The 26,174-nt window shown below is 53.8% G+C and carries 22 protein-coding genes; all 22 read right to left on the bottom strand.

Translation table 11 applies throughout. The features are described from left to right. Window positions 1-73: 73 nt before the first annotated feature. The 22 genes from IAE55_RS16385 to IAE55_RS16280 all read right to left on the bottom strand — a co-directional run bounded on the left by IAE55_RS16385 (window position 74) and on the right by IAE55_RS16280 (window position 26,166). Entirely contained in the window at window positions 74-292 is a 219-nt protein-coding gene (locus IAE55_RS16385) for a YlzJ-like family protein (protein ID WP_105443598.1), read from the bottom strand. Next, window positions 289-1,047, bottom strand: a complete 759-nt coding sequence (locus IAE55_RS16380) for a ClpP family protease (protein WP_145021850.1) — start codon at window positions 1,045-1,047, stop codon at window positions 289-291. Before IAE55_RS16380 ends, IAE55_RS16385 begins: the two co-directional genes overlap by 4 nt. 257 nt (window positions 1,048-1,304) lie before the next feature. Then, a complete protein-coding gene (locus IAE55_RS16375) occupies window positions 1,305-2,984 on the bottom strand; it encodes a ribonuclease J (RefSeq protein WP_105443599.1) in 1,680 nt (559 codons plus the stop codon). A 304-nt stretch (window positions 2,985-3,288) separates the two neighbouring features. Beyond that, window positions 3,289-4,176: a 4-hydroxy-tetrahydrodipicolinate synthase gene (dapA, locus tag IAE55_RS16370; RefSeq protein WP_200633267.1), complete on the bottom strand. Its 888-nt coding sequence runs from the start codon at window positions 4,174-4,176 to the stop codon at window positions 3,289-3,291. Window positions 4,177-4,226: 50 nt separating this feature from the next. Then, the gene (dapG, locus tag IAE55_RS16365; protein ID WP_105443600.1) at window positions 4,227-5,444 is read right to left on the bottom strand and encodes an aspartate kinase; all 1,218 of its coding nucleotides are present in this window, start codon (window positions 5,442-5,444) and stop codon (window positions 4,227-4,229) included. A 458-nt stretch (window positions 5,445-5,902) separates the two neighbouring features. Next, window positions 5,903-6,499 carry a dipicolinate synthase subunit B gene (locus tag IAE55_RS16360; protein WP_116231223.1) on the bottom strand — a complete coding sequence of 199 codons (597 nt, stop codon included), beginning with the start codon at window positions 6,497-6,499 and terminating at the stop codon, window positions 5,903-5,905. Beyond that, the gene (dpsA, locus tag IAE55_RS16355) at window positions 6,496-7,395 is read right to left on the bottom strand and encodes a dipicolinate synthase subunit DpsA (RefSeq protein WP_076168027.1); all 900 of its coding nucleotides are present in this window, start codon (window positions 7,393-7,395) and stop codon (window positions 6,496-6,498) included. Before dpsA ends, IAE55_RS16360 begins: the two co-directional genes overlap by 4 nt. Before the next feature lie 249 nt (window positions 7,396-7,644). After that, complete coding sequence (dut, locus tag IAE55_RS16350; RefSeq protein WP_076168030.1) at window positions 7,645-8,091, bottom strand: dUTP diphosphatase; 447 nt, start codon at window positions 8,089-8,091, stop codon at window positions 7,645-7,647. Beyond that, window positions 8,066-9,295: a M16 family metallopeptidase gene (locus tag IAE55_RS16345; protein ID WP_234489635.1), complete on the bottom strand. Its 1,230-nt coding sequence runs from the start codon at window positions 9,293-9,295 to the stop codon at window positions 8,066-8,068. The genes dut and IAE55_RS16345 overlap by 26 nt, the downstream gene beginning before the upstream one ends. Before the next feature lie 190 nt (window positions 9,296-9,485). Further along, window positions 9,486-10,475, bottom strand: coding sequence for a polysaccharide deacetylase family protein (locus tag IAE55_RS16340; protein ID WP_145134886.1), 990 nt, complete (start codon window positions 10,473-10,475; stop codon window positions 9,486-9,488). 368 nt (window positions 10,476-10,843) lie between these two features. Continuing rightward, a complete protein-coding gene (gene pnp / locus IAE55_RS16335) occupies window positions 10,844-12,940 on the bottom strand; it encodes a polyribonucleotide nucleotidyltransferase (RefSeq protein WP_152402278.1) in 2,097 nt (698 codons plus the stop codon). 150 nt (window positions 12,941-13,090) lie between these two features. Beyond that, the gene (rpsO, locus tag IAE55_RS16330; RefSeq protein ID WP_076168040.1) at window positions 13,091-13,360 is read right to left on the bottom strand and encodes a 30S ribosomal protein S15; all 270 of its coding nucleotides are present in this window, start codon (window positions 13,358-13,360) and stop codon (window positions 13,091-13,093) included. 161 nt (window positions 13,361-13,521) lie between these two features. Further along, entirely contained in the window at window positions 13,522-14,502 is a 981-nt protein-coding gene (locus IAE55_RS16325) for a bifunctional riboflavin kinase/FAD synthetase (protein WP_438822497.1), read from the bottom strand. Then, complete coding sequence (gene truB, locus IAE55_RS16320; RefSeq protein ID WP_105443606.1) at window positions 14,502-15,422, bottom strand: tRNA pseudouridine(55) synthase TruB; 921 nt, start codon at window positions 15,420-15,422, stop codon at window positions 14,502-14,504. Before truB ends, IAE55_RS16325 begins: the two co-directional genes overlap by 1 nt. Continuing rightward, window positions 15,419-16,396 (bottom strand): DHH family phosphoesterase, encoded by a 978-nt coding sequence (locus IAE55_RS16315; RefSeq protein ID WP_200633266.1) that lies wholly within the window; start codon window positions 16,394-16,396, stop codon window positions 15,419-15,421. Before IAE55_RS16315 ends, truB begins: the two co-directional genes overlap by 4 nt. Before the next feature lie 25 nt (window positions 16,397-16,421). Then, window positions 16,422-16,775: a 30S ribosome-binding factor RbfA gene (gene rbfA, locus IAE55_RS16310; RefSeq protein WP_200633265.1), complete on the bottom strand. Its 354-nt coding sequence runs from the start codon at window positions 16,773-16,775 to the stop codon at window positions 16,422-16,424. A gap of 14 nt (window positions 16,776-16,789) precedes the next feature. Next, the gene (gene infB, locus IAE55_RS16305; protein WP_200633264.1) at window positions 16,790-19,414 is read right to left on the bottom strand and encodes a translation initiation factor IF-2; all 2,625 of its coding nucleotides are present in this window, start codon (window positions 19,412-19,414) and stop codon (window positions 16,790-16,792) included. Beyond that, entirely contained in the window at window positions 19,407-19,730 is a 324-nt protein-coding gene (locus IAE55_RS16300; protein WP_076168054.1) for a YlxQ family RNA-binding protein, read from the bottom strand. The genes infB and IAE55_RS16300 overlap by 8 nt, the downstream gene beginning before the upstream one ends. Continuing rightward, window positions 19,723-20,031 carry an RNase P modulator RnpM gene (rnpM, locus tag IAE55_RS16295; protein ID WP_200633263.1) on the bottom strand — a complete coding sequence of 103 codons (309 nt, stop codon included), beginning with the start codon at window positions 20,029-20,031 and terminating at the stop codon, window positions 19,723-19,725. The genes IAE55_RS16300 and rnpM overlap by 8 nt, the downstream gene beginning before the upstream one ends. 25 nt (window positions 20,032-20,056) lie before the next feature. Further along, entirely contained in the window at window positions 20,057-21,154 is a 1,098-nt protein-coding gene (gene nusA / locus IAE55_RS16290) for a transcription termination factor NusA (protein ID WP_105443609.1), read from the bottom strand. Window positions 21,155-21,192: 38 nt separating this feature from the next. Then, a complete protein-coding gene (rimP, locus tag IAE55_RS16285) occupies window positions 21,193-21,654 on the bottom strand; it encodes a ribosome maturation factor RimP (RefSeq protein ID WP_200633262.1) in 462 nt (153 codons plus the stop codon). A 195-nt stretch (window positions 21,655-21,849) separates the two neighbouring features. After that, window positions 21,850-26,166: a PolC-type DNA polymerase III gene (locus IAE55_RS16280; RefSeq protein ID WP_200633261.1), complete on the bottom strand. Its 4,317-nt coding sequence runs from the start codon at window positions 26,164-26,166 to the stop codon at window positions 21,850-21,852. Window positions 26,167-26,174 lie beyond the last annotated feature (8 nt).

Raw genomic sequence — 26,174 nt, 5'->3', positions numbered from 1 at the left:
CACCCCCGGCCAATATTATACCATATAATACCGTGGGGCACCTATGTTCTGTTTCTGCTGCTAAAGGTCCATTTTACAGTGTCGGAATGTAGCGTATCACCTGTCCTGGGGCAAACGCCGGTTTGAGGTACGATTCAAGCGGGCAGTCGAGCAGCCGGACGATTTCCGCCCGGCCCGCATCAAGCGGTTTGACTTCCATCAGGATGCCCTGCAGCCTTACCTCCGCCGTCTGGACAGGGGTAAAACCCTCCTCCCACACAGCATCAAGCGGCATAATCGTATGAAGCATCATTGAGTAATCCCCTCCGCCTCAACCGGTTGTTTACGCTCATCGATCAGCTTGTTCAGCTTGGCCAGAGCCTGGCCTATACCTCCTACTTCGTCCATCAAGCCGTATTTAACGGCATCCAGTCCGCCCACCGCCGTACCGATATCCCGGTTCAGCTCGCCGGTGCGGAACATTAATTCCTTAAACCGCTCCTCCGTAATCCGCGAATGGGAGGTGACGAAGCGGACGACGCGCTCCTGCATTTTCTCCATATATTCGAACGTCTGCGGCACACCGATCACAAGTCCGTTCAGGCGGATCGGGTGAATGGTCATGGTGGCGCTCTCGGCGATAAGCGAGTACGTCGAAGCTACGGCGATCGGCACACCGATGCTGTGCCCGCCCCCGACGACGACGGTGACGGTAGGCTTGGTAAGGGACGTGATCATTTCGGCGATGGCCAGTCCAGCCTCCACATCACCGCCTACTGTATTGAGAATAATCATAATTCCGTCCACCTGTTTGCTTTGCTCCGCAGCGACCAGCTGGGGAATAATGTGCTCGTATTTCGTCGTTTTGTTCTGCGGCGGAAGGACCAGATGCCCTTCGATTTGCCCGATGATCGTCAGGCAAAAAATGTTCGACTCGGTCCCCTGCGGCACGTTCATTTGTCCCAGCTGCTTCAGCGTATCCAATGCCGTCGGTTCCGGGTTTACAGCAGGGGCTTGTTCCGGCGCCTCCGTTTCGCTCATCGGCGCACGGCGTGTATTTTGTGTCATAATGTCCTCGTCCTTTCCTAACCATATAATTTCCTGTCATTGTAGTATGGTGGAGGAAAGACATGAATTATTCCGAAAAAATAACCCTATTCACAGAGCCTATGCCCGGCCGTCTCTTCAGGTTCCAGTTCCTATCAAAATCACTCATAACATCGTCATTAAACGACAAAAAGCCCCCTTCCGCAGGAAACCGTCCAATATTGCCTGCGGAAAGGGGGCGACTGTGTGCTGTTCAAGACGCTGGTTTATTCAATTGATTACACTTCCATGATGATCGGCAGAATCATCGGTCTGCGGCGGGTCTGCTCATAGAGGAACCGGCCCAGTGCATCCTTCACGCCTGTCTTCAAGGAAGCCCATTCATTAACATTTTCACTCATCAATTTCTGCAGTGTACTGGAAACAATGCGGTTCGCTTCATCCAACAGCCCTTCCGATTCACGAACATATACGAATCCTCTGGAGATAATGTCCGGACCGGACATGATCGTGCCGTCTTGTTTGCTCAGCGTAACGACTACAACCAGAATTCCGTCCTGTGACAGCAGTTTACGGTCGCGAAGGACGATGTTGCCAACGTCTCCAACGCCCAATCCGTCAATCAGCACGTTGCCAGCCGTTACTTTACCGGCTTTACGGGCAGATCCGTTCTGGATTTCGACGATCTCGCCGATATCCGTAATAAAGATATTGTCCGGATCTACGCCGACAGACTCGGCCAGCAGTGCGTGACGGCGCTGCATGCGGTACTCGCCGTGGATCGGGATGAAGAATTTCGGCTTCATTAAATTCAGCATGAGCTTCAATTCTTCCTGACTGCCGTGACCCGATACGTGTACTCCGGAATTCGAACCGCTGTAGATGACATCCGCTCCGAGACGGAACAGCTCGTCGATCGTACGGCCGACATATTTCTCATTTCCCGGTACCGGTGTCGCGGCAATGATAACGGTATCACCCGGCAGAATATCAACCTTGCGGTGTGTGGAACGGGCCATCCGCGTCAATGCGGACATCGGCTCTCCCTGGCTGCCTGTGCACAATACGACGACGCGGTCAGCGGCCATTTTGTTAACTTCTTCAGGCTCGATCAGCATGCCGTCCGGCACGTGAAGGTATCCAAGCTCGGATGCGATGGAAACGACGTTGACCATGCTGCGTCCGATGACGGTAATTTTCCGTCCTGTGGATTCCGCCGCATTGACCACCTGCTGAATCCGGTGAACATTCGAAGCAAAAGTAGCAATAACTACGCGCTGGGATGATTTCCGGAAAATATCTTCAAGGACGACACCCACGTTTTTCTCCGATGGCGTGAAGCCCGGTTTCTCAGCATTGGTACTATCCGACAGAAGCGCCAATACGCCTTCTTCTCCAATAGCGGCCATCCGCTGCAAGTTCGCATATTGTCCGTTGACCGGCGTATGATCGAACTTGAAGTCGCCTGTATGAACCACGTTGCCTTCCGGTGTTGAGATGCAAACCCCCACCGAATCCGGAATACTGTGGTTGGTTCTGAAGAATGTCGCTTTCAGCGTGGAGCCGAGCGCTACTTCGGAATCTTCGTGAATCAGAATCCGCTTCGTTTCGCCAAGGAGATTGGCTTCCTTCAGCTTGTTCTCCACCAGGCCAAGCGTCAGCTTGGTTCCGTATACAGGAACGTTCAGATGCTTCAGCACGTAAGGCAATCCACCGATGTGATCCTCGTGTCCGTGCGTCAGCAAAATGCCTCTCACCTTATCACGATTCTCCGTCAGGTAGGAAATATCGGGAATGACGATATCGATCCCGAGCATGTCCTCCTCTGGAAACTTCAATCCGGCATCTACGACTACGATGTCATTGCCGTATTGGATGACATACATGTTTTTCCCGATTTCACCGACGCCGCCCAACGCGAAAATCGCCAATTTATCGTTATTATTTTTTTTAGACAAATGAATCTAACCCTCCTATGGTTTTGGACGTCGTACCATTTAATATTTATATTTCAAAAATATACCGCACCCAGTCACTTGACCTCATTATACATGATAAAAAAGTCAAAACACAAGTCACCCTGAAAGTAGGCATTAGAGTTCCCCAAATCCATGCTGTTTATTTGAAATATCCTTATGGACAAAAAGCCCGTTCGAAAGCAGCGTCCCTGCTTAGGCCTTAACCCAAAGGCATGCATCCTAAACACAAAAAAACAGCGCCCTGGTAAGGACGCTGTTTCTGTCAGCTTATATGAGGATTCAATTATTCCGCAAGCGAATGAACCAACCGTTCGATAAATTCCACTTCCTTCTCATTTGGTCCGATGAGCGGAAGACGTACGCCTCCAACGGAATGACCCAACAAATTGAGCGCATATTTGACAGCAGCCGGATTCGGCAGCGGAGTCGGGGACTCAAACAGGCCCTTGAATACAGGAAACAGCTTCTGGTGAAGCCGTGCGGCCTGCACCTGCTCACCTTCCAAATAGGCCGTAATCATGTCCTTCATGGAAGCGCCGATGATATGTCCGGCCACGCTCACGATACCGTATGCTCCTACGGCCATGGCCGGCAGACCCGATGCATCGTCACCGGAATAAACCCGGAAATGCGCCGGCGCACCGGCCGCGATCTGGGTTACCTGCTCGAGCGAAGCACATTCCTTGGTGGCGACCACGTTCGGAATCTCAGCCAGTCTAAGCGTCGTCTCGGTGCTCAGGCCAACGACGGTCCGTCCAGGGACGTTATACAGCATGACCGGCAGCTTGGTGCTGCGGGCAATGGCTTCGAAATGACGGTACAACCCCTCCTGGTTCGGCTTGTTGTAATAAGGCACAACGAGCAAAACACCATCGACCCCGAGCTTCTCGGCTTCCTGGGTCAGATGGATTGAATGCGCGGTGCTGTTACTGCCGGTACCGGCAATAATTTTGCAGCGCCCTTTGGCATGGTCCACTGCAAATTCGAACAGCTTGAGCTTTTCTTCCTCCGTCAGCGTCGGGGACTCACCGGTCGTTCCGCAGACAACCAGTGATTCGGACCGCTGGTCCTCAATTAAGTAATCGATCAGCTTGGCGGTTTCTGTCCAGTTCACATTCCCCTGCTCATCAAAGGGAGTCACCATGGCCGTAATCAACCTACCGAAATCCATCTTGTACAACCTCCTAATAGGACGTAAAAGTGCGTTTTCCAGATTTTTGACTACCGATGCAGCTCGAATTTGGCGTGCAGCGCCCGAAGAGACTGTACCATGTCCTCTTTTTTCACCAGCACCCATATGGTCGTATTCGAATCTGCCGACTGCAGAATTTGGATATTTTGTTCACTTAGGGATTCGACGATTTTGGCCATGATACCCGGCACGCCGTTGATCCCGCCCCCGATGACGGAAACCTTGGCGCAGCCAGAAAGGCTCTTCGGCCGGAATCCCAAATCCTGAAGCACCCGGATCGCTTTCTCCGAATCATGGTCAAAAACGGTATAGACCGCCCCTGTCGGGGTAACATTAATAAAATCGACGCTGATGGAATTTTCAGCCATAGCTTTAAACACTCTGAGCTGAAGATTATCTCCTTCGTTCTCGCATTCCACCGTGATTTGAGTGACGTTGCTCACGTAGGCGATTCCCGTCACATACCGGTCCATGAAGCCCAGCTGAACGTCCCTGAAGCCTTCCGGCTGGGTAACCAGCGTTCCTTCATCTTCCGAAAAGGTGGACCGCACCCGCACCGGCACATGCGCCTGCATCGCGATTTCAACGGCTCTCGGGTGGATAACCTTGGCTCCGTATTGGGCCATGTTGCAAATTTCAGCGTAGCTTACGACGGAGAGCGGTTTGGCGTCTTCGACGATCCGGGGATCCGCTGTCAGAATCCCGTTGACGTCCGTGTAGATGTCAACCATTTCGGCACGCAGCGCCGCACCCAGCGCCGTTGCCGAAGTATCGCTTCCGCCCCGCCCCAAAGTGGTGAAGTCCCCGGTTTCGGTCTGACCCTGAAAACCGGTAACAACGACCACCTGATGCGTTTCGAGCTCCTTCACAATCCGCTCCGGACGCACGTCCTTAATCCGCGCGTTGCCGTATTGATCATCGGTGACAAATCCGGCCTGAGCCCCGGTCAGCACTGTGGAGGTGATGCCTTCATCCTCCAGCAGGCTGCACAGCGTGGCAGCCGATATGATTTCACCGCAGCACAGCAGTAAATCCCGCTCCCGCGACGGAAGAGCGTTCCCGTTCTGGGAGACCCAGTCCAGGAGCGTGTCGGTCGCATATGGCTCCCCCTTGCGTCCCATAGCGGAAACGACGACAACAAGCTGATAACCGTTGTCCAGCTCGCGTCTAATGTGCTTGATGACGAGTTCCCTTGCTTGCGGAGTCGACAAAGATGTACCGCCGAATTTCTGTACTAAGATGCTCATTTCAATTCCCCCATGCTAGATAAGAACGGCAGAACGTTTAGCTGCGTCGATTTCCTGTGACGTGTACAGCCATGACGGCTGTACCCTTCCTCAGAGCCAAAGCATGAACACATGCGCTTTGGCCAGCAGTTCGTAATCGCAGCCTAGTTTCCTGTTCCCGCCCGAATCGGCATCCTAACAAGATCCGGTGCCGCATCCAACCGGGATAAGCAAAACAGGCTGCGATCACTTCGATCGAGTCGTCCTACATTTACTATTTGGTCTCTACGACCATTTGGATCATTCAACTTATGTCCTGTACACTGATATTTATCCGATTACGGCGGCCCGGAATAAACGATGCAAACAGCCCCGTGTCTTACGGCATGGGGCGCAAAATTACCGCCCGCAGCATCTGCTAGGGGCTGGACAATGCAGTTTCGGGTGCCGGAACTCGAAACGAATGCAGCCGATCTGGATTACGCGGAAAACATGCGCTGAATCAGCATAGGCTGCAGTTGTCTTCCTTCAAGAGCTGCATCGCACGCTTCAGGGATCAGCTCCATATTCGCAACCAGCGAATTGGGCTTCTGCACCGGATTATCCTGACCGAACGGAACAAAATAAATGTTCTTGGTCACAAGCAGCTTGGCGATATTCGCTGCGTTTAATCCCAATCCGTCATTGGTGGAAATCGCCAGCACCAGCGGACGCAAATTCCGCATTTGTGCCTTGGCGGCCATCAAGACAGGACTGTCCGTAATGGCATTGGCCAGCTTGCTTGTCGTATTGCCCGTGCAAGGCGCAATGACCAGCACGTCGAGCAGTTTGGACGGTCCCAGAGGCTCCGCATCCACAATTGAGGTGATGATCTCGCTCCCCGTGATGTTCTTCAGCTGTTCCAGCCAGCTCGCGGATGTGCCGAAGCGGGTGTCCGTTACCTGCACCGAATTGGAGACAATCGGCACCACTTTGGCACCGGCGTCCATAAATCGTTGAATCTGCGGCATAATTTCAGCAAGCGTACAATGTGAACCCGTAATCGCATAACCTACCGTTTTACCCTGCAAGTTCATTCCCCATCCCCCCGAATCTTGATCTCGTCCGAAATCAACTGTACCAAAGCATTGGCAATAATCATTCCAGCTGTTTTGGGAGCTACGATTCCAGGTAATCCGGGAGCCAGCAAGGCCTTAATTCCTCGCTTCTCCGCATACCGGAAATCACATCCTCCGGGAGCCGAAGCAAGGTCAATAATGACGGCGCTTTGGGGCATTCTTGACAGGATTTGCGCTGTGACTATCATAGTCGGAATCGTGTTAAAAATCAAGTCGACACTTCGCACGTGATCCTCCAAATCCCTTGTCAGGAAAGGCTCCCAGCCCATGACCTCCGCTCTGGCAAAATCCTTTTCCGACCTGACGCCGGCCCTCACCTTCGCCCCGAGCCCCTGCAGGCTTTTCGCCATCGTAAACCCGGTTCTCCCCAATCCCAGCACAATACAATCCGAACCGTGGATCGTAAACGGCGTATTCTGGATTGCCATCACCAGTGCGCCTTCCGCCGTTGGGATCGAATTGAAAATGGCAACGTCATCCCGGTCCAGCAGTTCCAACAGGCGTACCTCGTGGCTTGCGCAAAGGCTGCGCAGATAGGGTTTTGCCATTCCCGTATAAACGGTACAATGCGACGGAAGAGCGGCCAAATGCTCATCCAGCAGCTTTAAGGACTCTCCAGAATATGGTGTCTGGATCGCTCCTGTATCATCACACCCGACAACAGGCAGCACGAGAACGTCTGCCGCAGAAAGCAGTTCAGAAGAGAGGCGTTCCCACGAGACTCCCAAGACCCTTTCATTCAGCTTGTCGAATCCGACTACGCTGACGGTGGCATCCATCTCCGAACATTTACGGATCACCTCGATCTGCCGTGCATCCCCGCCTAGGAACACAATATGAACTCCAGTCAGCACAAGGATGTCACTCCTTTCAAAAACACTGTTATGAATCCATCATATGCCGCTGCCTAAGGAGGGGTGAAAGACGCCCGTCAAATAAAAAACGTCTGTAGGCGCACTGTTCAGAAAGCCGGACCGCATTTAGCAGCAATTTCCCTTGCGATATAGGAAGCAGGGTCTCTGAAGTTTATATTTCCTTTATGTAAAAAAGCCTGGAGACCGAACCCTTTCGGGAACGAACTCCAGGCTGTATTGAACTATAAACTATTTGCCGGTGTGTCCGAATCCGCCCTCACCGCGAACGGTTTCGGACAGCACGTCCACCTGCTCAAACGTCACCTGCGGCACTTCCATGAACACCATTTGGGCGATGCGCTCGTTTCGGGTGATCGCAAAAGGCTCCTGGCCGAGATTGATCAGCAGCACCTTGATTTCCCCGCGGTAATCGGCGTCGATCGTCCCCGGCGTATTAAGGCAGGTGATACCGTGCTTCAGCGCCAGCCCGCTTCTCGGGCGGATTTGTGCTTCCAGCCCGTCGGGCATGGCGATGGCAAACCCGGTCGGGATGAGCCTGCGCTCCCCCGGCTGGAGGACGACTTCTTCTTCAACGGCGGCGTACAGGTCATAGCCGGAGGCGGAGCCGGACATTTTCTCCGGAAGTCGCACATCCTCGTGACCCGGCAATTTATGAATTTGTACGTAGTGTGACAAAATCGTCCCTCCTTAACCCTGCAATGGCGCGGTCCGTCGATCCGACCATCGCCAGCGCGAACGGCTGACTGAACATCCGGTCCAGCACGGCGTTCACATCGTTCATCGTCACGTTTTCGATCTTTTCGATCATGTCATCGAGCGAAAAATGCTTGCCCAGCATCAGCTCGTTTTTGCCGAGCCGGTTCATACGACTTCCAGTGCCCTCAAGGCTCAGAATCAGGCTGCCCTTCAGCTGCTCCTTCCCTTTCCGGAGTTCGTCCTCGCTCATCCCATGAACGGCCACATCCGCCAGCACCTCTTTGGTTAAGCCCATGACCTCATTGGTTTGCTTCGGCGCGGTTCCGGCATAGATCGTAAACAAACCGCTGTCTTCGTTGGAGCTGTGGTAGGAATATACCGAATAAGCGAGCCCCCGCTTTTCCCGGATTTCCTGGAACAATCGCGAGCTCATCCCGCCGCCGATGCTGTTATTGAGCAGAATCATGGCGTACTGAAGCGGGTCGTGGATCGAGCACCCCGGGAAGGACAGGCAGATATGATTCTGCTCCGTCTTCTTTTTATGATACAAGATCCCGCTCTGGAATGAAGGCACGGTCAATTCGCTCACCCGCCCGCTGGTTTGGAAACCGCCGAAATGGCGTTCCAGCAGCTCCACAATGTTATCGTCAATGTTACCTGCCACGCTGATGACGGTGTTCTCGATCGTATAGTGCTCATCCATGTAGGCCCGAAGGTCGGAAGATCCCATGCTTTCCAGCTGTTCCTTCGTTCCCAGAATCGGATAGGCGAGCGGATGATCCCCGTAGACCGCCTTAGCCATCAGGTCGTGCACCATGTCGTCCGGCGTATCTTCGTACATCGAAATCTCTTCCAAAATGACGTTCTTCTCCTTAGCCAGCTCCTCACCGTCCAGCTTGGAACGGAAGAACATATCGGCGAGCACGTCTACGGCGATCGGCAGATGCTCATCCAGCACCTTGGCATAAAAACAGGTATATTCCTTAGAAGTAAAGGCATTCACATTGCCGCCAATGGCATCGAATTCCTCGGCAATCGCCTTGGCGTCAAACCGTTCAGTCCCTTTAAACAGCATGTGCTCGATAAAATGGGAAATGCCGTTGTTGGCCAAGGTTTCGTGGCGGGAGCCCGTCTTTACCCAAATGCCAAAGGACACCGACCGCATCGTCGGTATTTTCTCCATGACTACTCTAAGGCCGTTGCTTAAGTTTATTTTTTTCACGCGAGAGGCCCTCCTAAAATTAATCCAATGAACCTCCAGGCTGCCCCTGTCCAGTTCTAACTAGTAATCCGTTCTTCATGCAAACGATGGCCGAGCCGTAACTTTCCTGTCTACAGCCAGCGCAATCCCTATCCTATCAAAAAAAGCGGTCTCACTCAACCTTGGGCGCCGTGACTCTCTCGGGGGACAGCGTCTGGCTGACCGTACCCAGTACAAGGCCTTTCGCCTTGATCACCCGGATCATGCCCTTCAGCGCCTGGGAGGAGGAGGAGGTCGGATGCATCAGAATCAAGGTGCCCGGCTCCACTTTGGCAGAGATCTTGTTGACGATGGAATCGGGTGAAGGCTTCCGCCAATCCACCGTGTCCAGCGTCCACAGCACCGTCTTCAGGCCGAGGCTGGCGGCGATTTGGACGGTCTGCTGATTAAAGTCTCCGGAAGGCGGCGCAAACCACTTGTTCGTCACACCCAGTGTATCCTTCAACAGCTGCTGGGTTTTGCTGATTTCAAGCGTTGCCCGTTCGCGGCTCAGCTGGCTCATGTTGGGATGCGTATACGCGTGGTTCTCCAGCTCATGCCCCCGCTTCTGAATCTCCTTGGCCATCTCCGGGTTTTTCTTCAACCAGCTCCCGTCAAAGAAGAAGGTTGCCTTTACGTTCTCCGCATCCAGCGTATCGAGCATCGGAACGATGTACTCGTCCCCCCATGCGACGTTAATCATCAGGGAAACCATCGGCTTTTTCGGGTTCCCTTTATAAATCGGTTCAACCGCCAAATCGCCCAGGTTCACCTTGGGGGGGATTTGACGGTACACATATGTAATCGGAGCCGTGGCTCCCTGGGCCTTGGCCCGCTTATAGGTCTCGTCTACGTCGATCTCCAGGCCGTTGTACCCCGGAATGGCCTTCCAGACGCGGTCCACGACCGCATCTACCGGCGGAATCCGCGTGGCCTCGGCCTTCTCCTGAATCTGCTTGTACAGCGGATCCAGCTGCTTCTCGTCCGTCTGGGGCTCAAACGCAGTTTGAGCAGTCAGATGGTGCCGTACGTCCTGAAAATAGTCCCCGACCGCACCGGTCTGCGCGAGCCCGACGATGGTGGCAAAACAGGCAAGCACAATGGCTGTCCGTCTCCCGTTCATTTTTCCGCTCATCTCCCTTAACATACTTTGTCCCATCATATGAAGGGACGAGCGGGATTATGAATGGAGGCCACGAGAGAGCATCCGGAGGTTTTGACCGCGTTCAAAGGTGATTTTTCTTGCAATATCAGGAAGCCATGGCTCTGGAGTTTATACATTCTGATATTATAAGAAAAGCGTCTATCGAATGTACCTTCAGAGAAGACAGACCGCGTTCAAAGGTAATTTTTCTTGCAATATCAGGAAGCAATGACTCTGGAGTTTATCCTTCTGATATTATAAAAAAAGAGCCAGAAGTGAGTACTTTCTGTCTCTTAGACTGCATATGGTAGCAAGCGTGGCTTCTTGACGAAGCCGTTCCGCTTGATTTAAGCCTTGGATTCTGCAACCAACACCGCTTTGCGCGACAGGTTGATACGTCCCTGCTGGTCGATCTCGGTCACTTTGACAGTGATCGTATCTCCGACATTCACGACGTCCTCAACTTTGCCGACACGCTCGGTCGAGAGCTGGGAAATGTGCACAAGTCCCTCTTTATTCGGAAGCACTTCGACGAAAGCGCCGAATTTCTCGACCCGTTTGACGGTGCCGACATAAATTTCGCCGACTTCGACTTCACGGACGATGCCTTCAATAATAGAGCGGGCTTTCTGGTTCATTTCCTCATTGGACGATGCGATGAAGACGCGTCCGTCCTGCTCGATGTCGATCTTCACGCCGGTTTCCTCGATGATCTTGTTGATGATCTTGCCGCCTGCGCCGATCACGTCGCGGATCTTGTCCGGATTGATGTTCATGACGATGATCTTCGGAGCATAAGGAGACAGCGTCTCTCTTGGCTTCTGGATCGCTTCCATCATTTTGCTCAGGATAAACATCCGGCCTTCTTTGGCCTGCTTCAGAGCGTCGTTCAAAATCTGGCGGTCAATGCCGGCAATTTTGATGTCCATCTGAATGGCGGTTACCCCTTCAGCCGTACCGGCCACTTTGAAGTCCATATCGCCCAGATGGTCTTCCATTCCCTGAATATCCGTCAGAATGGATACATGCTCTCCGTCTTTAATCAGACCCATGGCTACACCGGCAACCGGCGCCTTGATCGGTACCCCGGCATCCATCATGGCCAGTGTGCTTGCGCAAATACTTGCCTGGGATGTGGAACCGTTCGACTCCAGCACTTCGGAAACGAGACGAATCGTGTACGGGAACTCGGTCTCCGATGGAATGACCTTCGACAGAGCGCGTTCACCCAGCGCGCCGTGGCCGATTTCGCGGCGTCCCGGTGCACGAAGCGGACGGGCTTCGCCTACGCTGAACGGAGGGAAGTTATAATGGTGCATAAAGCGTTTGGTTTCCTGCAAATCGATGCCGTCCAGAATTTGCACGTCACCGAGCGCACCCAACGTACATACGCTGAGAGCCTGGGTTTGACCGCGAGTGAACAAACCTGTACCGTGCGTGCGCGGCAGAATGTTCGTATCGCATTCGATCGGACGGATCTCGTCCAGACCCCGGCCGTCAGGACGGACTTTATCGTGGGTGATCAGGCGTCTTACTTCTTCTTTGACAATATCATGCAGCACTTCTTTGACATCTTTCAAGAGCTCAGGCGTCTCTATGTATTTTTGTTCAAAGAAAGTTACCGTTTCTTCGTTGATCGCATCAATTGCGTCCTGGCGGGCATGCTTCTCGGCGATACGTACCGCTTCTACGAGGCGCTGTGCAGCGAATTCGCGTACTTCGGCATTAACCTGGGCGTCAACCGCATGGAGCTTCACTTCCATTTTCGGTTTGCCGGCTTTTTGCGTCAGTTCGTCAATGACGGAAACGATCTTTTTGATCTCCTCGTGACCGAACATAATCGCTTCCAGCATCGTTTCCTCAGGAACCTCGTTCGCCTCGGCTTCAACCATCATGATGGCGTCTCTGGTGCCTGCAACGACCAGGTAAATATCACTTTTCTCCTGCTGCGCGATGTCCGGATTAATAATAAATTGTCCGTCTACACGTCCTACGATGACACCGCCGATCGGTCCGTCAAACGGCACGTCCGAAATACTCAGCGCTGCGGAAGTACCGATCATGGCCGCAATATCCGGCGAGCAGTCCTGATCCACGCTCATGACAAGGTTCAGCACCTGCACATCGTTACGGAAGCCTTCCGGGAACAGCGGACGAATCGGGCGGTCGGTCAGACGGCTGGCCAGAATGGCCTTCTCACTCGGTCTGCCTTCCCGTTTGATAAAGCCCCCCGGGATTTTACCTACGGCATACAATCTTTCTTCATAGTTTACAGTCAGCGGAAAAAAGTCCAGATCCTTCGGTTCGCTGGAGGCGGTCACTGTACAAAGTACGGCCGTTTCCCCGTAGCGGACCATCACGGCGGCGTTAGCCTGCTTCGCGAGGCGTCCGGTCTCCATGACCAGGGTTCTGCCGCCCAACTGCATTTCAACACGACTTTCCATGAAATCCCTCCTTTATTACTCAATCAGTATTCCCCAGATGGGGATAATTCATATAGTCCTGCATAAAAAGCAACCCGGTTGCCCCGCTGTCACTCCTAGAAGGACAAACGGTGAACAACCAGGCTGCTTTCCGTAGAACAATATGGATTATTAACGACGCAATCCAAGTTTTTCAATCAGAGCGCTATAGCGTTTAACATCCTTGTTTTTCAAGTATGCCAACAGCTTACGGCGTTGACCGACCATTTTCAAAAGACCGCGACGGGAATGATGATCCTTCTTGTGCGTACGCAGGTGGTCTGTCAAATTAACGATGTTCTCCGTAAGGATAGCAATTTGCACTTCAGGAGATCCTGTATCGGACTCATGAGTTTTGTGCTCTTCGATCAGTTGTTGTTTGCGTTCTTGAGTCAATGCCATCCTGTTCACCTCCTTAACATAAATAATCGCCGTTAGCCTAGAAACCGTCGGTGAGATCGTGTATCCAAGCTAAGGTTTCCTTCAGCCCATAGGCATCCAGCAACGTTTATCAGTATAGCATACTTCACCGGCAAAAGTAAATGTTCGCCAGCGCGTAAGCTTTAGCGGCCCGACTTCAAAAGTTCTCTGGCGCGATCCGCGTCCGCCTGGATCTGGGCGATGAGTTCCGGTACGGAAGGGAACTTCCGCTCATTCCGGATAAAATGGACCAGTTCCACCGAGACCTGCTCGCCGTAAATTTCCCGGTCAAAGTCAAACAAGTGAACCTCAAAGCTTGGCACCGTTTCGTTCTCATGAAACGTTGGTTTGACCCCCACATTCATGACGCCGGGAAAAATCCTTCCGTTCAAAAAGGCTCGTACCGCGTAGACACCCTTAACCGGAATGACGAACTTATCGTCCAGTTTCAGGTTGGCCGTCGGAAAACCGATGGTACGGCCGCGTTTTTCTCCGCCGACAACGGTTCCGCGCAGCCGGTAGCTGCGGCCGAGCAGACGGCCGGCCCGCTCCAGGTCACCCCTTTGCAGCGCTTTGCGAATTTCCGTACTGCTGACCTTGCCGCCTTCCAGCTCGAACGGCGGGATGACTTCGACGTCCAGCCGGCCGTTCCCCAGCAGGCGGAGCATCTCGGCATTGCCTTCCCCCTTGTGGCCAAAGCGGAAATCAAAACCGACCACGGCCGCCTCGATGCCCAAGGGAAACAGCATGCCTTCCACAAATTCCTGCGGACTTACATGGGAAAAGGAATCGTTAAACTCAACAACGTATACGATATCGACCCCCAGGCCGGCCAGCAGCTCCTGCTTCTCCTGCAGGGGCGTCAAGCTGCCCTCGTAGTCCCCTTTCTTCATCACGTCCTTCGGATGCGGATGGAATGTCATGACGGCCGAAGGGATGTGCTTGCCCTTTGCCAGATTCACCGCAGAAGAGATGACACTGGCATGACCAAGGTGCACTCCGTCGAACTGTCCGATGGCTGCGACCTGCGGCTGGGTATGCTCCCGGATGACCTCCGCAGGCAGCGGGTACGATAAATATACGGTCTTCACTGTTCTTTCACCTGCAATTCCATAGATAATCATTATGACTCTGGTAGAAATACCTTGACCGGAGCAATGGCCCCCGTCTCTGCCTGTTTTTCGAAAATGCCGAGAAACGTTCCCTTTGGATCATACAGTCGTATGCATCCGGGCAGTATGACCTCCGGCGTAACCGCTCTGCCCGAGAGCCTCTGACCCTGCAAGGCGGCAGCCGCCTTGTCCTCGGCCACAGTATGTGCCGGAAGATGCCGGACCGCTTCGTCGACCGGAATCAAATGCTCGTCCAGCTCACCCGTCGCCGTCAGGCGCTCGATATCTTCGAGCGTGAGGCACTTCGAAGCCGGAATTCCTGCCGACATCGTGCGCTCCAGCTTCACCATCGTTGACGGCAGATGCAGAGCCCGCCCGATATCTACGCATAACGTCCGAATGTACGTCCCCTTGGAGCACAGAACCCGAAAGGAAATGTCCAGATAAGGCCCTTGCCAGGCCGAGCCGGTCATTTCAATTTCGTGAATCGTCACCTCGCGGCTTTTGCGCTCAACCGTCTTGCCCTCCCGGGCCAGCTCGTAGAGCCGTTTGCCTCCGACCTTGACCGCAGAGTACATGGGGGGCACCTGGGAAATCGTCCCTTCAAAAGAGTGGAGCACCTTCTCCACATCTTCCGGCGTGACATGGACCTCGTCCACAGATTCCGTGACCGTACCGGTCAAATCCTCAGTGTCGGTGGCAATGCCCAGCCGCAGGGTAGCTGCATATTCCTTCGGAAGCTCCTGCATGTACTCCACCACCCGGGTCGCCCGGCCGAGGCAGAGCGGCAGAACACCGGTAACTTCGGGATCCAAGGTTCCGGTGTGCCCAATCCGCTTCATTTTCAATATACGGCGCGCCTTGGCAACGACATCGTGGGAAGTCATCCCCGCCGGCTTATCGATGGCCAATACACCTTCTAAGCTGCTCATAAGAATCGTCTCACCCGTTCTATAACCTGAGGAATAATCGTATCCAGTGTTCCTTCGATCCGGCACCCCGCTGCGCGGACATGCCCGCCGCCACCAAACGTCTGCGCCAGGGCGGCTACGTCAACTTTGCCTGCAGAACGCAGGCTTACTTTGACCGCTTGGTCATTGATCACTTTGAATAAAATGCCGACCTCGACGCCCTGAATATTCCGCGGATAGTTCACGATTCCTTCCAGGTCATCGTTGGCCGCCCCGGCTTCCACCATATGCTCGGGAGTGACGTATACCCAGCTGATTTTGCCGTCCGGCGTCATCTCGAGTGTGTTCAACGCTTTGACCAGCACCTTCATCTGGGGCAGGGTCATTGCCTCGAGCAGGGTCTCCGACAGCTCCGGCCCGTTGACCCCATAGCCGAGCAGCTCGGAAGCCGCCGCCATCACTTTAGGGGACGTATTGGAATAACGGAAACCGCCGGTGTCCGTCAGCAGCCCGGTGTAGATCGCGGTCGCAATCTCCTTCGTCCATTGAAATCCGAAAGCATGGATCAGATCATATAAAATTTCGGCCGTCGCCGCAGCGTCCGGCTTGATCAGCGTCGCGCTCCCGTAACCGTTGTTGGTCGGGTGGTGATCGATGTTTAAGATCAAGGCATCCGGAGCGAAACATTGCTGCGTCAATCCCACTCTCCCAAAATCGGCGCAATCCACACAAATGACATGCTTGAATGAACGTTCCGGTGGATGAAGCTCCATATTCACGATCTGCTCTGACAGGCATAAAAATTTCATCCGTTCAGGAATCGGCCCTTCATTGATCAGAGTAAATTTTTTGCCCAGACATGAGAGAAGCCAGCCCACGGCAACTGTGGAACTGACTGCATCTCCGTCCGGCTGAATATGAGACACTACAAGATAATCATCATGCGTCAGCAAAAACTCCTTTGCCTGCTCAAGCGATTGTTCATAGGTCTGCATTGGCCGTCTCCTTTAAATCTTTTATTTAGTTATCTTCGTTTTTTCCGATTTCACCGAGGAGCTTCTCGATGTGACTGCCATACGCGATGGATTCGTCAAACTTAAAAATCAGCTCCGGGGTATGGCGCAGCCGGACTCGCTTGCCGAGCTCCGAGCGGAGAAAGCCGTTCGCCTTCTCCAGAGCCTTCAGCGTGTTGTTCTTCTGCTCGTTATCCCCCAGAACGCTTAAATAAACTTTCGCCTGCGACAAATCGTTCGTCACATCCACACCGGTTACGGTAACGAAACCGATGCGCGGGTCCTTCAGTTCGCTTTGGATAAGCTGGCTCAGCTCTTTCTTGATCTGCTCTCCAACCCGTCCAGTCCGAATTTTAGCCATGCCTGTTCACCTCTCTACTTGCGCTCCACCGTTTCCATGATGAACGCTTCAATAACGTCGCCTTCCTTGACGTCATTATAGCTTTCCAAAGTAATGCCACATTCATAACCCTGTGCCACTTCTTTAGCGTCGTCCTTGAAACGTTTGAGCGTATCGATCTTACCTTCATGGATGACGATGCCGTCGCGGATCAGGCGGACTTCGGCGTTACGCGCGATCTTGCCTGATGTAACCATACATCCGGCAATCGTACCCACTTTGCTGATTTTGAAGAGGTTGCGCACTTCCGCGTGGCCGATAACCACTTCTTTATATTCCGGATCCAGCATGCCCTTCATGGCCTGCTCGATTTCTTCAATGACGTTGTAAATGACGCGATGCAGGCGGATATCCACTTTTTCCTGCTCGGCGGTTGCGCCAGCCTGCGGATCTGGACGGACGTTAAAGCCGATGACGATCGCATTGGACGCCGCTGCCAGAATGATATCGGACTCGGTAATTGCCCCTGCGCCGCTGTGGATGATTTTGACGCGAACGCCTTCCACTTCGATCTTGGAGAGCGAGCCTTTCAGCGCTTCGACCGAACCCTGCACGTCGCCTTTGATGATGACGTTCAGGTCCTTGATCTCGCCGTCCTTGATGTGCTTGAACAGATCGTCCAGCGTGACGCGGACGTTGCTGCCAAGATCGGACTGACGCTGGGTGATGGCGCGTTTCTCGGCAATCGAACGGGCCTTGCGCTCGTCTTCAAATACCATGAACGGATCGCCGGCAAGCGGAACCTCGGTCAGACCGGTGATTTCCACCGGCGTAGACGGTCCGGCTTCCTTCAAACGGCGACCCTTGTCGTTGACCATCGCCCGGACGCGGCCAAAGCAGTTGCCTGCCACAAACGCATCCCCGACTTTCAGCGTACCGTGCTGTACCAGCACGCGGGCCACCGGTCCGCGGCCTTTATCCAGCTCGGCCTCGATCACCGCACCGCGGGCGCGTTTGTCCGGATTCGCTTTGTATTCGTTCACTTCGGCGACCAGAAGGATCATCTCAAGCAGATCCTCAAGCCCCATTCTTTGCTTCGCGGATACGTTGACGAAAATCGTGTCTCCGCCCCACTCTTCCGGAACGAGACCGTATTCGGTCAGCTCCTGCTTCACTTTATCCGGATTAGCATCCGGTTTGTCGATTTTGTTCACTGCCACGATGATCGGCAGCTCGGCCGCCTTCGCGTGGTTGATAGCTTCCACCGTCTGCGGCATGACGCCGTCGTCGGCAGCGACCACAATGATCGTAATGTCGGTAATTTGCGCACCGCGCGCACGCATGGCCGTAAACGCTTCGTGGCCCGGCGTATCAAGGAACGTGATCTTCTTGTTGTTGATCTCCACCTGATAAGCACCGATGTGCTGGGTGATGCCTCCGGCTTCGCCGCCGGTTACGTTCGTGGAACGGATGGCATCCAGCAGCGTCGTTTTACCATGGTCGACGTGACCCATAATGGTGACAACCGGCGGACGCGACTTCAGATCAGCCGGATCGTCGTTCTCTTCGACGGTCTCGAAGCGATCGTCCTCGACCACGATCTTCACTTCGACTTCGACGCCAAATTCGCCGGCAAGCAGCAAAATCGTATCGATGTCGAGTTCCTGGTTGATCGTTGCCATGACGCCCATCTGGATCAGCTTCTTAATGACTTCGGAAGCATCCTTATGAAGCAGTTTGGCCGTTTCGCCAACGGTCATGTTGCCGCGGACGATAATCTTCTTCGGCGTGTTGTCGATCTTCTCGCGCGGCGGCTGCTGAGACTGTTGTCTGCCGCGGTTGTTCTTACCACCGCGATTGTTCCGGTTAAATCCTCCGCCCTGGCGGTTGTCGTCAAAGCGTTTCGAACCGTTGCTGTTGCCGCGGTTCTGACCGCGATTGCCGCCGCCGCGGTTATCGTTGCTTCTGGAGAAGTTGTTGTCGCCGCCGGCGTTTCCTTGCGGACCGCGGTTTCCGGTGGATTGCTGCTGCGGGCGTCCTGCGCCCGAGCGCTGGCCGCCACCCTGCTGCGATCCTTGAGGGCGATTGCCGCCTTGACCAGATCCTTGGGGGCGATTGCCGCCCTGGCCGGATCCTTGCGGACGGCCTCCTTGGGAACCTTGATTCCGGTTATTCGATCCGGCACCCGCGCCTTGCGGACGGTTGCCCGATCCATTCGATTGACCTTGCGGTCTGCTTTGCTGAGATCCTGAGTGACTTCTGCGGGAATCTTGCCCGCCCTGCGGTCTTTGCGACCCTGTTTGTGTGGTGTTATTCAATTTATTATTCATACCTACCTGCTTTTCCTGTTGTTTTTGTGATGGGTCCGATCCGGCTGCCCGGCCGCCCTGGTTACGCTGAGTGCCTGCCTCGTTTCTGACCGCGGAAGTGCTCGCCACGGTCTGGCGGTCTCCGCCTTCCCGCTTGGCGGCCGCATTCGACTTAATATCCTTGAAAAATTGTTCCACCTTCGAGACCGCATCATTCTCCATAACGCTCATATGATTGTTAACGGGAATATCAAGCCTTTTCAAAATGGTTATGATTTCCTTACTGCTCATATTAAGTGATTTTGCATATTCGTACACGCGCAGCTTATCTTTACTGTCCTGTTTACTCAATATACTCCACCTCCGAATTATCTCCAAGACTCTTGGAGATCATTTCTGCGAATCCTTGATCCGTAATGGCGAGCACAACCCTTTCGGGCTTTCCAATGCTTGTGCCCAGGCTTTCCCGGTCAAATCCGATCACCAGAGGAATGTTGTATGTTCCGCATTTGTCGCGGAACTTTTTTTGTGTATTGGCTGAGGCGTCAGCCGCCAGCATGACCAGTTTCGCTTCGGAAGACCGGATCGCTTTCAGGACGATTTCGTCGCCGGTGACCACTTTCCCCGCCCGCATGGCAAGACCCAGGCGGGATAAAGTTTTACTCATCAACCGTACGTTCCTTTACGGCCAAAAATTCGTCTTCCACGAGCACAAAGTCATCTGCGAGCTGTTCGTAAATTTCCGGTTTGACATGATGCTTCAGAGCCCGATCCAGTGATTTGTTCTTCTGTGCCAGTTTAAAGCAAGATACTTTGCCGCAGAGGTAAGCCCCCCGGCCCGACTTCTTGCCAGTCAGGTCGATCAGCACTTCATCTTCCGGCGTTTTGACAATACGGATCAGTTCCTTCTTGGGCATCATTTCCTGGCATGCCACGCATTTGCGCAGCGGGACTTTTCTTTGTTTCATGCCGCGACCCCCGTCCTGTTTGGAATTAATCGACGGAGACGGAATCTTGATGCATTTCACCCGAGGATGTTTTCGGTCTGCCGAATTCCTGTTCCGCCTGGCTCTCACTCTTAATATCGATCTTCCATCCTGTCAGCTTGGCTGCAAGGCGGGCGTTTTGCCCTTTGATCCCGATCGCGAGAGACAATTGATAATCCGGCACGATGACACGTGCCATCTTCTCGTCCTCAAATACAATCACTTCCAGAACCTTGGAAGGGCTGAGGGCATTGGCCACATACTCTTCCACCTGCTCGGAATAACGGACGATGTCGATTTTTTCACCGCGCAGCTCATTGACAATGGTCTGCACACGCAAGCCTTTCGGCCCGACGCAGGAGCCGACAGGATCCACTTCCGGGTTGCGGGAATACACCGCGATCTTCGAGCGGAATCCGGCTTCACGGGCGACGGAGCGAATTTCCACGACACCGTCAAAAATTTCCGGAACCTCCAGCTCGAACAATCGCTTCAAGAGCCCCGGATGCGTCCGGGACAGCATGATTTGCGGCCCCTTGGTCGTATTCTCCACCTTCGTGATGTAGGCTTTGATCCGGTCGGCGTGCTTGAACTTTTCGTTCGGCATCAGCTCGTTGAGCGGCAGCACCGCTTCCACCTTGCCCAGATCCACGTAGAAGTTGCGAGGATCCTGGCGCTGGACCGTACCGGTCACGATATCCTCTTCTTTGTCGACGAAGGCGTTATAAATCAGGCCGCGCTCCGCCTCACGGATCCGCTGCGTAACGACCTGTTTGGCCGTCTGGGCGGCAATCCGGCCGAAATCCCGGGGAGTGACCTCGATTTCCGCAATATCGTCAATTTGGAAATGCGGATTGATCTCGCGGGCGGCAGGCAGGGAAATTTCGGTGCGGGGATCCAGCACCTCTTCCACAATCAGCTTGCGGGCAAACACTTTGATAACCCCGGTATTCCGGTTCATGTCGACGCGAACGTTCTGCGCCGTGTTAAAATTCCGTTTGTAGCTGGAGATCAGCGCCGCCTCAATGGCTTCGAACAAAATGTCCTTGCTGATTCCTTTCTCTCTTTCCAACTCATTCATCGCTTCAATAAAATCCATACTCATTGGAAATCAATTCCCCCTTTCAAAGTGCAGCCTTGTATTTAAAAAACAATCGCCAGTCTGGCGCTGGCAACTTTTGCATACGGGATGCTGTATTCCTTCTTGCCCGCAGAAATGACAAGAACGTCATCCTCGAACGAAAGAAGCCGGCCTTCAAGTTCCTTCTGGCCTTCTACTTGCTCGTAAACCGTTACAAAAACATCTTTGCCGACGGCTTTGGCTACGTCTTCCTTCTTCTTGAGCGGACGTTCGGCGCCAGGGGAGGAGACTTCCAGAAAGTAAGCTTCGGGAATCGGATCGTTCTCGTCCAGCTTCCCGCTCAGATACTCGCTGATCATCCCGCAGTCATCAATGTCGATGCCGCCTTCCTTGTCAACAAAGACGCGAAGAAAGTAGTTGCTGCCTTCCTTCACGTATTCGATGTCGACAAGCTCGAAGTTATGCTCATCCAAATAGGGCTGTACCATTTGTTCCACAATTCCTTTGATCTTCGGTGTGCTCAAAGATTATAACCTCCAAGGCTTCAAATATCCTATATACCAAAGAGTAAAGAGTGGGTCGCCCCACTCTTTAAACAACGGTTTTATCTACATGATTACCAAAAAAATTATAACATAGTCTGGGAGTACTGACAAGTATGATGCCTTGACTAAACCTTGTGCAGCAAGGGGTTAGGGCGTTGCACGCAAAAGACGGAATTAAAATAACGAAAGCTGGTTGCTCTCCGGAAGCCCCCTGAAGCAGCCCATCCCAGTGAGCAGCTCAATGATCGTCTTGCTCGCTTTGGATTTCTGCTGGAAATCCTCAATGGAGAGAAACTCCCCGTATTCGCGGGCGGCAGCGATGTTCTTGGCCGCGTTATCCCCGATACCGGCCAGCGCCGAGAACGGTGGAATCAACGATTCTCCGTCCACCGTAAACCGGGTCGCATCGGAACGGTACAGATCGATCGGCTTGAACGTAAAGCCGCGTGCGGTCATTTCCAGTGCCATCTCGAGGATCGAGAGCATGCTTTTTTCCTTGGTTGTCGCCTGGAAGCCCTTCTGCTCGATCTCTTCGATTTGCCGGTAGATGGCCTCATAGCCTTGGCAGCACAGCTCGATATCGAAGTCTTCTGCCCGGACCGAGAAGTAAGTGGCATAATATTCGATCGGATGGTACAGCTTGAAGTAAGCCGTGCGCACCGCAGAGATAACATATGCAGCGGCGTGTGCTTTCGGGAACATGTACTGGATTTTGAGACAGGAATCGATATACCACTGCGGCACCTTGCACCGCTTCATCTCCTCGATCCATTCCGGCGTCAAGCCCTTGCCCTTACGCACGCTTTCCGTAATTTTAAACGCCAGGCTCGCATCCATGCCAGCTTTATAAATCAGGAACAGCATGATGTCGTCACGGCAGCCGATCACCGTTTTGATGTTGCAGGTGCCGTTCTTGATGAGCTCCTGTGCATTGCCGAGCCATACGCCCGTTCCGTGGGACAGGCCCGAAATCTGCAGCAAGTCGGCAAAGGAGGATGGCTTCGACTCAATCAGCATCTGGCGGACGAACTTCGTCCCCATCTCCGGCACGCCGTAGGTGGCCACCGGTGTCCGGATTTGTTCGGGCCTTACCCCGAGCGCCTCCGTTGAGTTGAACATGCTCATGACCTTCGGATCGTTCATCGGAATCGTCGTCGGATCGACCCCTGTCAAGTCCTGCAGCATCCGCATCATGGTCGGATCATCGTGCCCCAGAATATCAAGCTTGAGCAGGTTCGCGTCGAAGGCGTGATAATCGAAGTGGGTCGTCTTCCATTCCGCGTTCGTATCGTCAGCCGGGAATTGAACCGGCGTGATGTCTTCCACTTCCATGTAGTCAGGGACGACGACGATGCCGCCCGGGTGCTGGCCCGTGCTCCGCTTGACGCCGGTGCATCCGGCGGCGAGCCGGTTCAGCTCCGCTCCGCGCCACTTCTGGTGATGGTCTTCCTCATATTTTTTTGTATAACCAAATGCCGTTTTCTCCGCCACGGTACCGATGGTCCCTGCGCGGAATACACTTTTCTCGCCAAACAGCACTTTGGTGTAATTGTGGGCATGAGGCTGATATTCCCCGGAAAAGTTCAAGTCGATATCGGGAACCTTGTCGCCCTTAAAGCCAAGGAACGTTTCGAACGGGATATCCTGGCCTTCGCCCTTCAGCATTTGGCCGCAGTTCGGGCATTGCTTGTCCGGAAGGTCAAATCCGCTCGGCACGCTGCCGTCCAGGAACCATTCGCTGTGCTTGCATTCCGGATTTTTGCAAATATAATGCGCGGGCAGCGGGTTAACCTCGGAAATGCCGAGGAACGTCGCGACGACAGACGATCCGACGGATCCCCGCGAACCGACAAGGTAGCCGTCCTGGTTCGACTTTTTCACCAGCCGCTCGGAAATGAGATAGTTGGCGGAGAAGCCGTATTTGATAATCGGCTCCAGCTCCTTCTCCAGCCGCGCGACGACAACTTCCGGCAGGTCTTCGCCATAAATCGACCGCGCCGTGGCATAGCAAGTGTTGCGGATTTCCTCATCCGCCCCCTCGATAATCGGCGTAAACAGCTTGTCCGGGAACAACTCGTACTCCTCAAAGCGGTCGGCAAGATCGTTGGTATTCTTCACAACCACTTCCATCGCCTTCTCCGGACCAAGGAACTCGAATTCCTCCAGCATCTCTTCCGTCGTCCGGAAATGGGCATCCGGCTTGCGGATATCCTTCAGCGGGCTGAAGCCCGTGATGCCGTGAATCGTAATGTCCCGGAACAGCTTGTCCCGCGGCTCCAGGTAGTGCACATTGCCGGTGGCAATCACGGGCTTGTTCAGCTTTTCCCCGATCTCGCACACCGTCTTGATGGCGTTCTTCAGCTCAACGGTGCTTCCGACGAGCCCTTTATCTACAAGGTGCATGTACATCGTCAGCGGCTGAATTTCCAAAATATCATAGAACTCCGCCACCTCGGTCGCCTCCTCCACCGTCTTGTTCAGCACGGTCTCGAAGAACTCGCCCTTCTCGCAGCCGGAGATGACCAGCAGCCCTTCGCGCATCTCCTCCAGCTTCGATTTCGGGATGCAAGGCACCCGTTTGAAATATTCGGTGTGCGACATCGACACCAGCTTGTACAAGTTTTTCTTGCCGATCGCGTTCAGCGCGTAGATTCCGCAGTGGAACGGACGAGAATTGGACAGATCCTTGCCGACGTAATCGTTCAGGCGTTCCAGGCGGGTCAGCCCTTTGATCTTCTCGGCATCGGCCAGCAGTCCGTCCAGAATGCCGGCGAGGGCAATCGTATCGTCAATCGCCCGGTGGTGGCTTTCCAGCGCCACTTTATACTTATCCGCCAACGTGTTGAGGCGGTGGTTTTTCATCGTCGGGTGAAGCAATCTGGCCAGCTCCAGCGTATCCAGCGCCGGGTTGTCCAGTTCCGGCATGCCGAGCCCCTTCAGGGCAGCCTGGATGAAGCCCACGTCGAACCGTGCGTTGTGAGCCACAAGTACGCCGTCACCGACAAACTTGACGAAGTCTTGGATGACGGGTTCAAGCTCCGGCGCATCCTTGACCATCTCGTCGTTAATGTTGGTCAGCTGCTGGATGTGATAAGGTATTTTTTCATGTGGGTTAACAAACGTAGCGTAGCGGTCGACTTCCTTGCCTTCATGTATTTTGACGGCCGCAAGCTCGATGATTTTGTTGTTCGTGATCGACAGGCCGGTGGTCTCGATATCGAATACGATGTAAGTCGCAGACTTCAAGTCCATCGGCTTCGGCTGCATGACGACCGGAACGGAATCGTTCACCACGTTGGCCTCGACGCCGTAAATCATCTTGATCCCGTTTTTCTTCGCGGCTTTCGCCGCTTCGGGATAACACTGCACGCCACCGTGATCGGACACGGCAATCGCTTTGTGGCCCCACTTGGCGGCTGTCTTGATGTACTGGTCGATTGGCGTCACGGCGTCCATCGTGCTCATCGTCGTATGCAGGTGGAATTCCACCCGCTTCTCCGGAGCATTATCCTTGCGGGTAGGTGGCGCCTGGACTTCGATCAAATCCGAAGGGATCATGACCAGCTCGGGAATCGTCATAAAGCGGTCCATCTCGACGCGTCCGCGGGCTTTCACCCATTTGCCGTTGGCCAGCAGGCTCAGAACTTTGACATCTTCCTTCGTCTTGGCGAACATTTTCATCTGCAGGGAATCCGTAAAGTCCGTCAGGTTAAACATGAACAGCGTGCTGCCGTTGCGCAGCTCTTTGCGGTCCAGGCCAAAAATCGTGCCCTGAACCGTAATTTTCTTCTCTTCGTCCTGGATTTCCTGAATCGGAACCGGTTGCTCCTTAATATCGTAACCGACCTGAAGAAAGACTTCCTCATCGTCACCCTCAGCTGCGCGCGTCTCCGCCTCCATGCTGGAGATCATCTTCTGGATAACCTCACGCTCTTCCTCGAGCTTCTTCTGCTCGAACTCCTCGTACATTTCCCGCTGGATTTCGCCGACTTGAATTTTGACGCGGAGAGGAACCTCGAAGTAATGCGCGAAGAAACGAGTGAGCGCCTGGTCGATCTGCTTTTTTCTCGCCAGCTCCAGCGACGTATTGTCGGACATCGTGACCATGAGGGTTTCCCCGTCCAGCTCATGCTTAGCCCGGGCCATCCAGCCGTTGACGGAAGGAATTTCTCGGTGAACCCACTCCAGGAAAAGGTTCCAGTATGCGCCGACGATATCTTTGCGGTCTACTTCTTCCGCATATCTGAACACAAACGACAGCTTTGCAATATGCTGCATTTTCTCCTGAAGCCTCAGACAGAACGTCCGGTACACCTCACCGGGGACCAAGGTTTCCTTCCAGATGGTGATTCTCCATTCCTGATTGCTCCGGCTGATCTCCACCTGTTCGATATGACCATCCAGAAAATAGGGATCCACGATCGCGGGCGGTATTTCCCCCTGCTTCATCAGCAGCTCGAACCGTTTTCTCTTTTCCCCCACGTTTTCCATGCTCTCCT

It is taken from the genome of Paenibacillus sp. S28 (genome assembly GCF_016624415.1).
Taxonomy (GTDB): domain Bacteria; phylum Bacillota; class Bacilli; order Paenibacillales; family Paenibacillaceae; genus Paenibacillus_AQ; species Paenibacillus_AQ favisporus.
This window is presented reverse-complemented; position numbering and strand designations above follow the sequence as displayed.